The organism is Burkholderia pyrrocinia, assembly GCF_003330765.1.
In the GTDB taxonomy this organism is placed as follows: domain Bacteria; phylum Pseudomonadota; class Gammaproteobacteria; order Burkholderiales; family Burkholderiaceae; genus Burkholderia; species Burkholderia pyrrocinia_B.
The window spans coordinates 2,094,207-2,109,573 of record NZ_CP024902.1 but is presented as its reverse complement, the minus strand read 5'-3'; the positions used below and the strand labels follow the sequence as shown (position 1 = coordinate 2,109,573).

At 66.2% G+C, this 15,367-nt stretch carries 14 protein-coding genes; 12 read left to right on the top strand and 2 right to left on the bottom strand.

The window, feature by feature from the left end:
- Nucleotides 1-3: 3 nt before the first annotated feature.
- Genes CUJ89_RS10155 through CUJ89_RS10145 form a run of 3 tightly spaced genes read left to right on the top strand, consistent with a single transcriptional unit; the run spans nucleotide 4 to nucleotide 2,801 of the window.
- Nucleotides 4-921, top strand: coding sequence for a peptidoglycan DD-metalloendopeptidase family protein (locus CUJ89_RS10155; protein WP_114177217.1), 918 nt, complete (start codon nucleotides 4-6; stop codon nucleotides 919-921).
- 11 nt (nucleotides 922-932) lie between these two features.
- A complete protein-coding gene (gene rpoS, locus CUJ89_RS10150) occupies nucleotides 933-2,021 on the top strand; it encodes an RNA polymerase sigma factor RpoS (protein ID WP_114177216.1) in 1,089 nt (362 codons plus the stop codon).
- Between the two features lie 3 nt (nucleotides 2,022-2,024).
- Nucleotides 2,025-2,801: a 3'-5' exonuclease gene (locus CUJ89_RS10145; RefSeq protein WP_114177215.1), complete on the top strand. Its 777-nt coding sequence runs from the start codon at nucleotides 2,025-2,027 to the stop codon at nucleotides 2,799-2,801.
- A 30-nt stretch (nucleotides 2,802-2,831) separates the two neighbouring features.
- Here the strand turns inward: CUJ89_RS10145 and CUJ89_RS10140 are convergent, their stop codons facing one another.
- On the bottom strand, nucleotides 2,832-3,686 hold the full coding sequence (locus tag CUJ89_RS10140) for an endonuclease/exonuclease/phosphatase family protein (RefSeq protein ID WP_114177214.1): 855 nt from the start codon (nucleotides 3,684-3,686) through the stop codon (nucleotides 2,832-2,834).
- Nucleotides 3,687-3,846: 160 nt separating this feature from the next.
- Here CUJ89_RS10140 and rlmD point away from each other — a divergent pair, with 160 nt between their 5' ends.
- Nucleotides 3,847-5,301: a 23S rRNA (uracil(1939)-C(5))-methyltransferase RlmD gene (rlmD, locus tag CUJ89_RS10135; RefSeq protein ID WP_415859025.1), complete on the top strand. Its 1,455-nt coding sequence runs from the start codon at nucleotides 3,847-3,849 to the stop codon at nucleotides 5,299-5,301.
- 62 nt (nucleotides 5,302-5,363) lie between these two features.
- Here the strand turns inward: rlmD and CUJ89_RS10130 are convergent, their stop codons facing one another.
- Entirely contained in the window at nucleotides 5,364-6,062 is a 699-nt protein-coding gene (locus CUJ89_RS10130; RefSeq protein ID WP_114177213.1) for a Bax inhibitor-1/YccA family protein, read from the bottom strand.
- A 249-nt stretch (nucleotides 6,063-6,311) separates the two neighbouring features.
- Between CUJ89_RS10130 and ndk the strand changes: the two genes are divergently transcribed.
- The 8 genes from ndk (at nucleotide 6,312) to der (ending at nucleotide 15,345) form a co-directional block, all read left to right on the top strand.
- Nucleotides 6,312-6,737, top strand: coding sequence for a nucleoside-diphosphate kinase (ndk, locus tag CUJ89_RS10125; protein WP_114177212.1), 426 nt, complete (start codon nucleotides 6,312-6,314; stop codon nucleotides 6,735-6,737).
- A gap of 55 nt (nucleotides 6,738-6,792) precedes the next feature.
- Entirely contained in the window at nucleotides 6,793-7,932 is a 1,140-nt protein-coding gene (gene rlmN / locus CUJ89_RS10120) for a 23S rRNA (adenine(2503)-C(2))-methyltransferase RlmN (protein WP_114177211.1), read from the top strand.
- 164 nt (nucleotides 7,933-8,096) lie between these two features.
- Nucleotides 8,097-9,116 carry a helix-turn-helix domain-containing protein gene (locus CUJ89_RS10115; RefSeq protein ID WP_114177210.1) on the top strand — a complete coding sequence of 340 codons (1,020 nt, stop codon included), beginning with the start codon at nucleotides 8,097-8,099 and terminating at the stop codon, nucleotides 9,114-9,116.
- Nucleotides 9,117-9,228: 112 nt separating this feature from the next.
- Complete coding sequence (ispG, locus tag CUJ89_RS10110; RefSeq protein ID WP_114178570.1) at nucleotides 9,229-10,533, top strand: flavodoxin-dependent (E)-4-hydroxy-3-methylbut-2-enyl-diphosphate synthase; 1,305 nt, start codon at nucleotides 9,229-9,231, stop codon at nucleotides 10,531-10,533.
- 16 nt (nucleotides 10,534-10,549) lie between these two features.
- The gene (gene hisS / locus CUJ89_RS10105; RefSeq protein ID WP_114177209.1) at nucleotides 10,550-11,890 is read left to right on the top strand and encodes a histidine--tRNA ligase; all 1,341 of its coding nucleotides are present in this window, start codon (nucleotides 10,550-10,552) and stop codon (nucleotides 11,888-11,890) included.
- 55 nt (nucleotides 11,891-11,945) lie between these two features.
- Entirely contained in the window at nucleotides 11,946-12,575 is a 630-nt protein-coding gene (locus tag CUJ89_RS10100; RefSeq protein WP_114177208.1) for a tetratricopeptide repeat protein, read from the top strand.
- A gap of 41 nt (nucleotides 12,576-12,616) precedes the next feature.
- Nucleotides 12,617-13,762, top strand: coding sequence for an outer membrane protein assembly factor BamB (gene bamB, locus CUJ89_RS10095; RefSeq protein WP_114177207.1), 1,146 nt, complete (start codon nucleotides 12,617-12,619; stop codon nucleotides 13,760-13,762).
- 245 nt (nucleotides 13,763-14,007) lie between these two features.
- Nucleotides 14,008-15,345: a ribosome biogenesis GTPase Der gene (der, locus tag CUJ89_RS10085; protein WP_114177206.1), complete on the top strand. Its 1,338-nt coding sequence runs from the start codon at nucleotides 14,008-14,010 to the stop codon at nucleotides 15,343-15,345.
- The last annotated feature ends 22 nt before the right edge of the window (nucleotides 15,346-15,367 follow it).

Below are 15,367 nucleotides of genomic sequence, written 5' to 3'. Positions count from 1 at the left end.
CCGATGAGTATGTTGCGCGCGATGCAAAACAACCGATCCAGGGAACCGCTCACACTCGCCCAGCGCGCGATCTGTGTAGCCGCGTTCTCCACACTACTGGCCGCCTGTGCGACGCGGCTCGACAACGCGCCCGTCGTCGACCGCTCCGGGTCGCTGGGCTCGACCGCCACCACGCAGCCCGCGGTGCCGCTCGGCCCGCCGCCGCCTGGCTTCTACCGTGTGAAGCCGGGCGACACGCTGTACCGGATCGCGCTCGAGAACGGGCAGAACTACCGCGACATCGCGTCGTGGAACAACCTGACGAACCCGAACCAGATCGAGGTCGATCAGTTGCTGCGCGTCGCGCCGCCGGGCGGCGCCGCGGTTGCGGGCGTACCGGCTGCGGGCGTACCGGCTGCGGGCGCACCGGCCGCCGCGCCGATCGCGGGCGCAGCCGTCGCGACCGCGCCGCTGAGCAGCGGGCCCGCGATGCCGGGCGCCGGCACGTCGTCCACGCTCGCGACGCCGCCGGCCGCGGCCACCGGATCGAGCGACACGGCGGCAGCTCCGAGCGGCGCCGTGACGTTCGCGTGGCCCGCGCGCGGCCCCGTGCTGAACGGGTTCGACGACGCGAAGAACAAGGGTGTCAATATCGGCGGCACGGCCGGCGAGGCCGTGAAGGCGGCGGCCGACGGCCGCGTCGTCTACTCGGGCAGCGGCCTGCGCGGCTACGGCAACCTCATTATCATCAAACACGATGCAACTTACCTCACGGCGTATGCACATAATCGCGCTTTGATGGTAAAAGAGGGGGACGCGGTAACGAAGGGGCAGAAGATCGCCGAGATGGGTAATAGCGATGCCGACCGCGTGATGCTGCATTTCGAGGTTCGCCGGCAGGGTAAGCCTGTCGATCCGCTGAAGTATTTGCCGCCTCAATAACCGAGACGACCATGCCGAAATCGAAGCGCCACGAGCCGCAAGCCGAGTCTGAGAAGATCAGTCGTGCCACGCAAGCATCGGTGAGGCGAGCGGGTGCTTCGACGGACGACGAAGACGACGTCGCGGAAAACGAACGCGAACTCGAGGCACGCGACGCCGAGGCGGACAGTGGCGACGACGAGCGCGAAGGCCGCCCGGAAGCAGCGCCCGATGTCGACGATTTCCGCACGCTGCTGCAGGCCGAACTCACGGCCGACACGATCCAGCATTACCTGAACCGCATCAGCGTGAAGCCGCTGCTGACCGTCGAGGAGGAGCAGCGCTATTCCCGTCTCGCCAAGGCCGGCGAGTTCGAGGCACGGCAGGTGATGATCGAGCGCAACCTGCGTCTCGTCGTCAGTATCGCCAAGGGGTATCTGAACCGCGGCGTGCCGCTGCTCGACCTGATCGAGGAGGGCAACCTCGGTCTGATGCACGCGATCGAGAAATTCGACCCGACGCGCGGTTTCCGTTTCTCGACCTACGCGACGTGGTGGATTCGGCAGAGCATCGAGCGGGCGATCATGAACCAGGCCCGCACGGTGCGCCTGCCCGTGCACGTGATCCGTGAACTGAACCAGGTGCTGCGCGCGAAGCGCCACCTCGAAAAGAATTCGATGTCGACGGGCGAGGCGGCCGAACGCCGCGAAGCCAGCATCGACGACATCGCCTATCTCACCGGCAAGACCGCCGAGGAAGTCACCGACATCCTCGCGCTCAACGAGCACACGGCGTCGCTCGACGCGCCGCTCGACCTCGATCCCGCGAGCAGCCTGCTCGACCTGCTGCCCGACGACCAGAGCCAGTCGCCCGACGCCGAGGTGCAGCACCGCGAGCTCGAGACGCTGACGCGCGCGTGGCTGTCGCGGCTGTCCGACAAGCATCGGCACGTGATCGAGCGTCGCTTTGGCCTGAACCACATCGAACCGGCAACGCTCGAGGAGCTGGCCGACGAGATGGGGCTCACGCGCGAGCGCGTGCGGCAGATCCAGCAGGAAGCGCTGGTGCGCCTCAAGCGGTTTTTCGCCTCCAACGGCGTGCGCAAGGACGCCGTTCTGTAACTGATGACACCGATTCTCGTTTTTGACATCGAGACGATTCCCGATGTCGACGGCATTCGCCGTCTGGAAGACCTGCCCGCGACACTCGACGATGCCGCGGTGGCCGAACATGCATTTGCCGCACGCCGCGAGAAGACCGGCGGCGATTTCCTGCCGCACCACCTGCAGCGCATCGCGGCGATCTCGTGCGTGTTCCGCGACAACAACGGCTTTCGCGTGCGCTCGCTCGGCACGCCGCAGGATAACGAAGCGACGCTGATCCAGTCGTTCTACCGCGTGATCGAGAAATACACGCCGCAGCTCGTGTCGTGGAACGGCGGCGGCTTCGATCTGCCGGTGCTCCATTATCGTGCGCTCGTGCACGGGATCCCCGCGACCCGCTACTGGGATCTCGGCGAGGACGACCGCGAATTCAAGTGGAACAATTACATCTCGCGCTATCACTCGCGGCATACCGATCTGATGGATGTGCTCGCGATGTATCAGGCGCGCGCGAACGCGCCGCTCGACGCGCTCGCGAAGCTGTGCGGCTTCCCGGGCAAGCTCGGGATGGACGGCGGCCAGGTGTGGCCGGCGTTCCAGGACGGCCGGATCGACGAAATCCGCAACTATTGCGAAACCGACGTCGTCAATACCTACCTGCTGTATTGCCGGTTCCAATTGATGCGCGGCGGCCTGACGCAGAGCGAGTATGCGGACGAGATCCTGCTCGTGAAGAACGCGCTCGCGCAGGAACCCGCGCCGCACTGGGCCGAATACCTGGCTGCTTTCGACGCGTAACGCAGGCGGGCCGCACCGCAGCCGGTGCGATCACGCGAGTTCGAGCAGCACCGGCTGATGATCCGACGCGCGCACGCCGCCGTCGATCTCGCACCGCATGACGCGCGGCAGCAGCGTATCGGTCACGAACACGAAGTCGCAGGCGAGCGGCCCTTCCGACCATTGCACCGTATCGTAGACGCCGGCCGTCGGCGGCGGCGTGCGGCCGGGGTGCCGCTCGACCCATGCGTCGACGAAGCACGGGGCGTCTGCGATCGGCGCCAGGAAGCGGCAGTAGGCATCGCTGCCGAACGCACTGTTGAAATCGCCGCAGACGATCGCATCGCGCGGCTGGTCTGTCGCGCTGAACGGTCCTTCGGCGGTTTCGGCGGGCGCCGGGCGTTCCGCGTGCGCGCAGGCCTCGCGATGCCGGTCGCGCAGCGCGTCGACCTGCGCAAGCCGCTGGCACGCCGAATAATATTCCAGATGCGTGGTGACCACGCGCAGCGGCCCGAAGGGTGCCTGCAGCTCGATGTCGAGCGCGACGCGCGGCATCGACGGCGCGCCGGCGTCGGCCGGCCACGGCAACAACTGGCGCAGCACGCGCCCGACCGGCAGCCGGGTCGCGATCGCATTGCCGAACTGGCGGCGCGGTGCGCCGGGTTCGATGGCCGGCAGGTCGGCGCCGATTGCTTCGACGATCAGATAGCCAGGCAGCAGCGCCGCGAGTTCGGCGAACTGGTCGGGGCCGGGCTCGCCGGGCAGTGCGCGGAAGCCGCGCGTGACCTCCTGCAGGCACAGCACGTCAAAATCGCCGAGCCGGCGGATGGCCGCGACGGTGCGCGAAAGGTCGACAACGCCGTCCGCGTCCCGACCCCATTGGATGTTCCAGTCGATCAGTCGCATGGTCGAACTCCTGCCGGGCGGATTTTGGCCTTCCGGCCTGTCCTGATTGGCTCTACGCCCCGCCGGCTACCGACGGGGCGAGCCGCCTGCCTGCCCGTTCCGGCGCGATGCAGGGCCGTCTATGCTTCAGTGTGGACGCTCGCCCCATGCAAAGCGGGCGATGCGGGCCTTCGTCGTCTACAATCTCGCCTTCTTCAACGTTTGTCAGGAAAAGCTGGTGTCCGAAGCCGTCCCCACTTCTGCGCGCAAATCGAAAAATGCGCCCGTCGCGCCCGGGATCGCCCCGGTTCTCGAGATCGAATCGCTCGACATGGAAGCGCGCGGTGTCGGCCGCACGATGAACGAGGACGGCGAGCCGGGCAAGGTCATCTTCGTCGAGGGTGCGCTGCCGGGCGAGCGCGTGACCTATTCGAGCTACCGCCGCAAGCCGAGCTACGAGCAGGCGACGGTTGTCGACATTCTGCGCCCGAGCGTGATGCGCACGCAGCCGAAATGCGCGTTCTTCGGCACCTGCGGCGGCTGCTCGATGCAGCATCTCGACATGCGCGCGCAGGTGGCGATCAAGCAGCGCGTGCTCGAAGACAACCTGTGGCACCTGGCGAAGCTGCGCGCGGAAACGATGTTCGCGCCGATCCACGGCCCGTCGTGGGGCTATCGCTACCGTGCGCGCCTGACCGTGCGCAACGTGGCGAAGAAGGGCGGCGTGCTGGTCGGGTTCCACGAGAAGAAGAGCAGCTATGTCGCCGACATGACGAGCTGCGAGGTGCTGCCGCCGCACGTATCGGCGATGCTCGTGCCGCTGCGCCGGCTCGTCGAGGGGCTGTCGATCCGCGATCGGATGCCGCAGATCGAGCTCGCGGTCGGCTCGGAAGTCACGGCGCTCGTGCTGCGCGTGCTGGAGCCGATCAACGCGGACGACGAAGCGCTGCTGCGCGCGTTCGCGGACGAGCACAAGGTGCAGTTCTGGCTGCAGCCAAAGGGCCCCGACACGGTGACGCCGTTCTATCCGCTCGACGTGTCGCTTGACTACACGCTGCCGGAATTCGGCATCCGCATGCCGTTCAAGCCGACCGACTTCACGCAGGTCAACCATCAGATCAACCGCGTGCTGGTGGGCCGCGCGCTGCGCTTGCTCGCGCCGTCGCGCGACGAACGCGTGCTCGACCTGTTCTGCGGGATCGGCAACTTCACGCTGCCGCTCGCGCGGCTGTCGCGCGAGGTGATGGGCATCGAGGGCAGCGACACGCTGACGACGCGCGCGCTGGCGAACGCGCGCGAGAACGGTGTGGACGGACACACGACGTTCGCGTGCCGGAACCTGTTCGAAGTGACGGGTGACGACATCCGCGCGCTCGGTGCATTCGACAAGTTCCTGATCGACCCGCCGCGCGAAGGCGCGCTCGCGGTGTCGAAGGCGTTGGCCGAGATTGCGCAGAGCGGCGAAGGCCCGCTGCCGAAGCGCATCGTCTACGTATCGTGCAACCCGTCGACGCTTGCGCGCGACGCCGGCCTGCTCGTGCACGAGGCCGGCTACCGATTGAAGGGCGCCGGTGTCGTGAACATGTTCCCGAATACGTCGCACGTCGAATCGATCGCGCTGTTCGAGCGCGACTGAGCCAGGCGGCGGACGAAAAAAAACCGGCCCTCGGGCCGGTTTTTCGTGGTGCCTGACGAACGTCAGTTGCGGTTGCCGCCGAAGATGCCGAGCAGTGCGAGCAGGTTCGTGAACACGTTGTACAGATCGAGGTAGATCGCGAGCGTCGCCGAGATGTAGTTCGTCTCGCCGCCGTTCACGACGCGCTGGACGTCAAACAGCATGTACGCGGAGAAGATCGCGATCGCGAGCACCGACACGGTGAGCATCAGTGCCGGCAGGTGCAGGAAGATGTTCGCGACCGACGCGAGCAGGATCACGATCACGCCCATGAACAGCCACTTGCCGAGCCCCGAGAAGTCACGCTTGCTGACGGTGGCGATCGTCGCCATCGTGGCGAAGATGATGCCGGTGCCGCCGAACGCGAGCATGATCAGCGACGGGCCGTTCGAGAAACCGAGGATGAAGCTCAGCAGCCGCGACAGCATCAGGCCCATGAAGAACGTGAAGCCGAGCAGCACGAACACGCCGGCCGCGCTGTTTTTCGTCCGCTCGATCGCGAACATGAAGCCGAACGCGATGGCGAAGAACGCGAGCAGGCTCATCATCGGGCTCGTGGCCGCGAACAGCGAGAAGCCCGTCGTGACGCCGACCCAGGCACCCAGCACGGTCGGCACCATCGACAACGCGAGCAGCCAGTACGTGTTCCGCAGCACGCGGTTGCGAACCTCGGCGGTGCTGACGGAACCGCCGCGGCCGAAATTGTACGGATAGTCGTTCATGGTTTCTCCTAACATTGAACGCGTGGGCGTCCGGGGCCGGTTCGGCGCGCGCGGTGTGCGGCGCAGCAAACCGGAGCAGCTATGGCTAAGATACGTTCCGTGCCGCGAGGTTTCAATGCCAGGGCGGCGCAAAATATATGGATTCTGAACCTTTCACGTGTGTAAGGGTTCAATCGCAATGATACACGGGATCGTGCTACAATAGCGGATTCATTTGAACCTGTAACTTCTTAATTTCTTGGAGTTTTTATGGCAATCGAGCGCACCCTGTCGATCATCAAGCCGGATGCGGTGGCAAAGAACGTGATCGGCCAGATCTACAGCCGTTTCGAAGGCGCCGGCCTGAAGGTCATCGCATCGCGCATGGCGCACCTGTCGCGTGCCGATGCCGAGAAGTTCTACGCGGTTCACGCAGCGCGTCCGTTCTTCAAGGACCTCGTCGATTTCATGATCTCGGGCCCGGTGATGATCCAGGTTCTGGAAGGTGAAAGCGCGATCCTGAAGAACCGCGACCTGATGGGCGCAACGGATCCGAAGAAGGCGGAAAAGGGCACGATCCGCGCCGACTTCGCCGACAGCATCGACGCGAACGCCGTGCACGGCTCGGACGCAGCGGAAACGGCTGCTGTCGAAGTCGCGTTCTTCTTCCCGGAAATGAACGTTTACTCGCGTTAAGCCCTGGCTGACAGCAAGTAGGCAGGATTCAGCGCACGCGGCAAGGCAGCACATCATGACGAGCGAAACTTCCGTCAATCTTCTCGACTTCGATGCCGAGGGTCTTGTCGCGTACTGCGGCAGCCTCGGCGAGAAGCCGTTCCGCGCCAAGCAGTTGCAGCGCTGGATCCACCAGTACAACGCCGGCGATTTCGACGGCATGACCGATCTCGCGAAGTCCCTGAGGGAAAAGCTCAAGGGCCGCGCGTCGATCGTGATGCCGGACATCGTCAGCGATCACGTTTCCACCGACGGCACGCGCAAGTGGCTGATCGACGTCGGAAGCGGCAATGCGGTCGAAACCGTGTTCATCCCGGAAGAGACGCGCGGCACGCTGTGCGTGTCGTCGCAAGCCGGGTGTGCGGTCAACTGCCGCTTCTGTTCGACGGGCAAGCAGGGCTTTTCCCGCAACCTGTCGACAGCCGAAATCATCGGCCAGCTGCGGATGGCCGAATTTGCATTGCGAGCGTCGCTGGGCCGTGCGCCCGGCCCGAACGGCAAGGCCGAACGGGTCGTCACCAATGTGGTGATGATGGGCATGGGCGAGCCGCTCCTGAATTACAGCGCGGTCGTGCCCGCGATGCGGCTGATGCTCGACGACAACGCGTACGGCCTGTCGCGCCGCCGCGTCACGCTGTCGACGTCCGGTGTGGTGCCGATGATGGACCGCCTCGGCGCCGAGTTGCCGGTCGCGCTGGCTGTTTCGCTGCACGCGTCGAACGATGCGCTGCGCGACGAGTTGGTGCCGCTCAACAAGAAGTATCCGCTTCGCGAGTTGATGGCTGCGTGCCAGCGCTATCTGAAAGTCGCGCCGCGCGACTTCATTACTTTCGAATACTGCATGCTGGACGGCGTCAACGACACCGAAGCGCATGCGCGCGAACTGCTGGCCGTCACGCGAGACGTGCCGTGCAAGTTCAATCTGATCCCGTTCAATCCGTTTCCGGAATCGGGCCTCATCCGCTCGAAGCCGGAACAGATCAAGCGCTTTGCGCAGGTCCTCATCGATGCGGGTGTCGTCACGACCGTGCGCAAGACGCGTGGCGACGACATCGATGCCGCGTGCGGCCAGCTGGCCGGCGCGGTGAAGGACCGCACGCGCCTCGCGGAACGAACGGGCGCAGCAGGAAAAATCATCGAGGTTCGGGCGGTTTGACGGGGGCGCCTGGCCGGGGATGCCCGAACCTTTTGGCGGTACAGCACGCGAATAGCGATCGGTCGCGGCGCCACGGCGCCGCGCATGGTACGGACAGTTGCGGGTGCCGGCTGGCGGGAGCCGGCGGCGGCCGCCAGTGAAGAAGAATCGACGCGAGGACAAGGATGAGTGAGCCGCAGCCGTCTAACGGCGCAGAGACGAATGCCGCGAAGCCGGCACCGGCGGGGCTGGAATCGCTGGCGGCGGTCGGCAGCCGGCTGGCGCAGCTTCGGGATGCGAAAGGCTGGACGGTCGACGACGTGTCGGCGCGGCTCAAGGTCGCACCGCAGAAGCTTCGGGCGCTCGAGGCCGGCGACATCAGCCATTTGCCGGGTGTGACGTTCGCGCTCGGTGTCGTGCGCAGCTACGCGAAGATGCTCGGCGTCGACCCGGAACCGTTCGCGCAGGCGCTGCGCCGCGAGCGCGGCGTGCAGGAAGTCGACCTGTCGATGCCTGCGTCGTCCGGGACGGATCTGCCGCGCGGCCGCGTGTCGATTCCGCTGGGTGGCTCGTCGGGCCACCACCCGTGGCTGTGGGGAACGGCGATCGTCGTCGTCGCGGTGGTCGCAGTACTGATGTGGCACACTGGCGGCGATTCGTCGAGCCTGCTCGCGCGCTTCAAGGGCGCCGACGCGGAGCATGCGTCGGCCGCGAGCGCGTCGGCGGCATCCTCGTCGTCCGTCGAAGAGGCGGCCGCGAACGGCGCGTCGACCGTGGCTGCCAATGAGGTTCCGGCCCCGGTTGCGACGTCCGCAGTCGCGGCGCAGGCGATTGCGTCCGCCGTTCCGGTGCCAGCGGCACCGGTCGTGACGGCGTCTGCATCGCAGCCTGTCGTGGCAACGACGGTGGCGAGCGCCGCCGCGCCGGCTCAGCCGGCGAGCGTCGTGGTCGCGGCAGGGCAGTCGATGGTCGAACTGAAGGTCAAGCAGGATTGCTGGTTCAGCGTGCGCGACAAGAACGGCAAGGAGCTGTTCTCGGCGTTGGTACGGGCCGGCGAGACGAAGCAGGTCGCCGGCGACGGGCCGTTCAAGGTCACGATCGGCAACAAGGCGGGCCTCGACGCGGTCGCGTTCGACGGAAAGCCTGTCGATCCGGCAAAATATTCGGCAGCGCGGGGTAATGTGGCGCGGTTCACGTTGCCCTGACGTCAAGCGCCGTGGCGAAGGCCTGTCGTCGATATCGGCAGGCCGTGAGGGCACGGCGCTTTTTCAATTCGTGCGCCGCGTCGCGGCGCATTCCGCGTAAATGGATCTATCGATGCAATCCGAAGCTCAATCCCCACGCAGCAGTCAGATTTGTTCAACCGAGCCGGTGTTCGGCGGGCATCAGCCGCGCCGCGTGTCGCATGCGGTGGATGTCCGTTGGGGCGGGCAGCTCGTGACGATCGGCGGCGCCGCGCCGGTGCGCGTGCAGTCGATGACGAATACCGACACGGCCGACGCGATCGGCACGGCGATCCAGATCAAGGAACTCGCTAATGCGGGCTCCGAACTGGTTCGCATCACGGTCAACACGCCCGAGGCCGCGGCCGCCGTGCCGGCGATCCGCGAGCAGCTCGACCGGATGGGCGTGACCGTGCCGCTCGTCGGCGATTTCCATTACAACGGCCACCTGCTGCTGCGCGACTACCCGGGCTGCGCCGAGTCGCTGTCGAAGTACCGGATCAACCCCGGCAACGTCGGTCAGGGCGCGAAGCGCGATACGCAGTTCGCGCAGATGATCGAGGCCGCGGCCAGGTACGACAAGCCCGTGCGGATCGGCGTGAACTGGGGCAGCCTCGACCAGGACCTGCTCGCGCGCATGATGGACGAGAACGGCGCGCGGTCGCAGCCGTGGGACGCGCAGAGCGTGATGTACGAGGCGCTGATCCAGTCGGCGATCGGCTCGGCCGAGCGTGCGGTCGAACTGGGCCTCGGCCGTGACCGCATCGTGCTGTCGTGCAAGGTCAGCGGCGTGCAGGACCTGATCGCGGTGTACCGCGAGCTCGGCCGCCGTTGCGGCTTCGCGCTGCACCTCGGGCTGACCGAGGCCGGCATGGGCTCGAAGGGCATCGTCGCATCGACGGCCGCGCTCAGCGTGTTGCTGCAGGAAGGGATCGGCGACACGATCCGCATCTCGCTGACGCCGGAACCGGGCGCGTCGCGCACCGGCGAGGTGATCGTCGGCCAGGAAATCCTCCAGACGATGGGCCTGCGCTCGTTCGCACCGATGGTGATCGCGTGCCCCGGCTGCGGCCGTACGACGAGCACGCTGTTCCAGGAACTCGCGATGCAGATCCAGACCTACCTGCGCGAGCAGATGCCCGTCTGGCGCGAGGAGTATCCGGGCGTCGAGAAGATGAACGTCGCGGTGATGGGCTGCATCGTCAACGGCCCGGGCGAATCGAAGCACGCGAACATCGGCATCAGCCTGCCGGGCTCGGGCGAGAACCCGGCCGCACCCGTCTTCATCGACGGCGAGAAAGCCAAGACGCTGCGCGGCGAGCGGATCGCCGAGGAATTCCAGCAGATCGTCAGCGACTACGTCGCACGCAATTACGGCCGCGCCGCGGCCCAGAACTAATTCGTCCACACACACGATGACTGAACAGAAACGCAAAATCGAAAAGCTCGCCGGCGTCAAGGGCATGAACGACATCCTCCCGCAGGATGCCGGCCTTTGGGAGTTCTTCGAAGCTACCGTGAAATCGCTGCTGCGCGCATACGGCTACCAGAACATCCGCACGCCGATCGTCGAACATACGCAGCTCTTCACGCGCGGTATCGGCGAAGTCACGGACATCGTCGAGAAGGAGATGTACAGCTTTACCGACGCGCTGAACGGCGAGAACCTGACGATGCGCCCGGAAAACACCGCGGCCGTCGTGCGCGCGTCGATCGAGCACAACATGCTGTATGACGGCCCGAAGCGCCTGTGGTACATCGGCCCGATGTTCCGCCACGAGCGCCCGCAGCGCGGCCGCTATCGCCAGTTCCACCAGGTCGGCGTCGAGGCGCTCGGCTTCGCGGGTCCCGATGCGGATGCCGAGATCATCATGATGTGCCAGCGCCTGTGGGACGACCTCGGCCTGACCGGCATCAAGCTCGAGATCAACTCGCTCGGCCTCGCAGAAGAGCGCGCCGCGCACCGCGTCGAACTGATCAAGTACCTCGAGCAGTTCGCCGACGTGCTCGACGAGGAGGCCAAGCGCCGCCTGTATACGAACCCGCTGCGCGTGCTCGACACGAAGAATCCCGCGCTGCAGGAGATCGCGCAGAACGCGCCGAAGCTGATCGACTTCCTCGGCGACGAATCGCGCGCGCACTTCGAAGGGCTGCAGCGCCTGCTGCTCGCGAACAACATTCCGTTCAAGATCAATCCGCGTCTGGTGCGCGGCCTCGACTACTACAACCTGACCGTGTTCGAGTGGGTGACCGACAAGCTCGGCGCGCAGGGCACGGTCGCGGCCGGCGGCCGCTACGATCCGCTGATCGAGCAGCTCGGCGGCAAGCCGACCGCCGCGTGCGGCTGGGCGATGGGCATCGAGCGCATCCTCGAACTGCTGAAGGAAGAGGATCTCGCGCCCGAGCAGGAAGGCGTCGACGTGTATGTCGTGCACCAGGGCGAGACCGCGCGCGAACAGGCGTTCATCGCGGCCGAGCGCCTGCGCGACACGGGCCTCGACGTGATCTTCCACTGCAGCGCCGACGGCGCGACGGCGAGCTTCAAGTCGCAGATGAAGCGGGCCGACGCAAGCGGTGCCGCGTTCGCGGTGATCTTCGGCGAAGAAGAGGTCGCGAACGGTACGGTGGGCGTGAAAGCGCTGCGCGGTGCGGGCGAGGAAGGGGAAAAGAACGTTCAGCAGACCGTACCGGTCGAAAGCTTGACCGAATTCCTAATCAATGCGATGGTTGCATCCGCCGAAGACGGCGACGACTGATCGCGCTGGTATCCGCTCGACAAGAAAGGCCTGAACAGGAAGGAATCGCTCGCCGATGAGTTATCACGACGAACAAGAATCGATTGAAAGTCTCAAGGCGTGGTGGACCCGCTGGGGCAACCTCACCACGTGGATCGTGCTCGCGGCGCTCGTCGTCGCGGCCGGTTTCAACGGCTGGAACTACTGGCAGCGCCGTCAGGCTGCCGAGGCGTCCGGGCTGTACGAGCAGGTCCAGAAGGCCGCCGCCGCGAACGACAAGGCGACGATGGCCCGCGCGGCCGCCGACATGGAAGACAAATTCAGCAGCACGCCGTATGCGCAGATGACGGCGCTCGCGGCCGCGAAGGTGCTGTACGCGGCCGGCGACGCGGCAGGCGCGAAGGCGCAACTGCAATGGGCCGTCGACCACGCCAAGGATGACGAGTACAAGCAGATCGCGAAGCTGCGCCTCGCGTCGCTGCTGCTCGACGAGAAGGCATACGACGCGGGCCTCGCGCTGCTGTCGGGTACGCCGGTCGATGCATTCAAGGGCCTTGTGGCCGATCGCCGCGGCGATCTGCTTGCCGCGCAAGGCAAGACCGACGACGCGCGCGCCGCTTACAAGCTCGCGCTCGACGGCCTGTCGAAGGACGACCAGTCTGCGCGCCAGCTCGTGCAGTTCAAGCTGGACGCGCTCGGCGGCTGAACCCCGGTCCCCTCAACCTCTTAACTCTGCTTCGCTAACCGATGAATTTGCTGAAACGTTACGCTGTGCCCGTTGCCTGCGCGGCGGCTGTCCTCGCATTGGCGGCCTGCTCGTCGTCGAAGGACGCGCGCCGCGTGCCGACGCCGCTCACCGAGTTCAAGCCCGTGATGGATGTGCAACAGGTCTGGAAGGCGAGTGTCGGCAAGGGCGGACGCTACCTGTTCTCGCCGGTGGCCGTGGGCGACGCCGTCTACGCGGCGGGCGAAAACGGTTCGGTCGAGAAGATCGACGCGAAGACGGGCCAGACGCTCTGGCGCTCGAAGGTCGGTTCGGACCTGTCGGCCGGTGTCGGCAGCGACGGCAACCTGACCGCGGTCGGCGCGCTGAAGGGTGGCGTGTTCGTGCTGGGTCCGGACGGCAAGCAGCTGTGGAAGACCAGCGTGCAGGGCGAGATCTTCTCGCCGCCGCTCGTCGGCAATGGCCTCGTGGTCATCCGCACGATCGATGGCCAGGTGATCGCGTTCAACGCGCAGACGGGCGAGCAGAAGTGGAACTACCGCAACCGCGCGGTTCCGCTGAACCTGCGCGTGTCAGCCGGCATGACGTTCGCGGGTGACGCGGCGGTGCTGGCGGGCTTCCCCGGCGGCGGCCTCGTCGCGATCAACCTGCAGTCGGGCGAGCCGTTCTGGCAGACGCCCGTGTCGTTCCCGAAGGGCGTGACCGAGGTCGAGCGCATCAACGACGTCAGCGGCCCGCCGACGCTCGTGGGCGCGGAAGCCTGCGCGGTGACGTTCCAGGGTCAGCTCGGCTGCTTCGATGCGAACTCGGGCCGCCCGCTGTGGGAAAAGGCGTTCTCGAGCCGCAGCGGTCTCGCGCAGGATGATTCGGTTGTCGCAGGCGGCGACGACTGGTCGGTCGTGACGGCGTACGACGCGGCCTCCGGCAACCAGCTCTGGCGCAACGACAAGCTGAAGAGTCGTGACGTCGGCGTGCCGTACCTGCTCGGGCATGCGGTCGTGATGGGCGATTACCAGGGCTTCGTGCACTTCCTGTCGCGCGAAGACGGCAGCTTCATCGCGCGGATGAAGACCGACGGCAGCGCGATTACGGCGGCGCCGGTCCTCGCGGGCAATACGCTCGTCGTGCAGACGAAGGACGGCGGCCTGTACGGGTTCCGTCCGCGCTGACGCAGGAAACATGCGCGGCCGCGGCGCGGCGGGTTTGTCCCGCGCGCCCGGGCCGCGCGACATGAAGGCGGCCGGTGTTCCCGGCCGCTCGGTATTTGAAAGGCAGTTCGAGACGAAAGACGACGGCGCGCAACGCGCGCCCGGCGCGCGCATCCGGCGCGGCGCGAATTCGTGATATTTTCATTCAGCGCAGCCGCCCGCAGCAGCGGGCCTCCCGCTGCTGCGCATCACCGTAGAAAACACAGATGAAACCGGTCATTGCCCTCGTTGGGCGCCCCAATGTGGGGAAATCCACGCTGTTCAACCGGCTCACGCGCTCGCGCGATGCGCTGGTCGCCGACTTGCCAGGCCTGACGCGCGATCGCCATTACGGCGAAGGGCGCGTCGGCGAGCGGCCGTATCTCGTCGTCGACACGGGCGGCTTCGAACCCGTCGCGAAGGACGGCATCCTGCACGAAATGGCGCGCCAGACGCGGCAGGCCGTGGAGGAAGCCGACGTCGTCGTGTTCATTGTCGACGGCCGCAACGGCCTCGCACCGCAGGACAAGTCGATCGCCGACTACCTGCGCAAGACCGGCCGGCCGATCTTCCTCGTCGTCAACAAGGCCGAGGGGATGAAGTACACGGCGGTCGCGACCGACTTCTACGAACTCGGGCTCGGCGATCCGCGCGCAATCTCGGCCGCGCACGGCGACGGCGTCACCGACATGATCAACGAGGCGCTGGAAGTCGCGTACACGGGCCAGCCGGAGGACGAGGACGAGAACGATCCGTCGCGCGGCATCAAGATCGCGATCGTCGGCCGGCCGAACGTCGGCAAGTCGACGCTCGTGAACGCGCTGATCGGCGAGGACCGCGTGATCGCGTTCGACATGCCGGGCACGACGCGCGACTCGATCTACGTCGATTTCGAGCGTAACGGCAAGAAATACACGCTGATCGACACGGCTGGCCTGCGGCGCCGCGGCAAGGTGTTCGAGGCGATCGAGAAGTTTTCGGTCGTGAAGACGCTGCAGTCGATCTCCGACGCGAACGTCGTCATTCTTCTGCTGGATGCGCAGCAGGACATTTCCGACCAGGACGCGCACATCGCCGGCTTCGTCGTCGAGCAGGGCCGCGCGCTCGTGATCGGCGTCAACAAGTGGGACGGGCTCGACGAGCACGCGCGCGATCGCGCGAAAGCGGATTTGACCCGCAAGCTGAAATTCCTCGACTTCGCGAAGTCGCACTACATTTCGGCCGCGAAGAAGACCGGCATCGGCGCGCTGATGCGCTCGGTCGACGACGCGTATGCGGCCGCGATGGCCAAGCTGCCGACGCCGAAGCTCACGCGCGCGCTGATCGAGGCCGTCGAGTTCCAGCAGCCGCGCCGGCGCGGCCCGGTGCGTCCGAAGCTGCGCTACGCGCACCAGGGCGGCCAGAATCCGCCGCTCATTGTTATCCACGGTAACGCGCTCGACGCCGTGACGGAAACGTACAAGCGCTACCTGGAAAACCGGTTCCGCGAAACTTTCTCCCTGACCGGGACTCCATTGCGAATAGAGTTCCGTTCGTCGAACAATCCGTACGCGGACAAGGGCTGAAGCACGCCCCGCAAGGGATAGG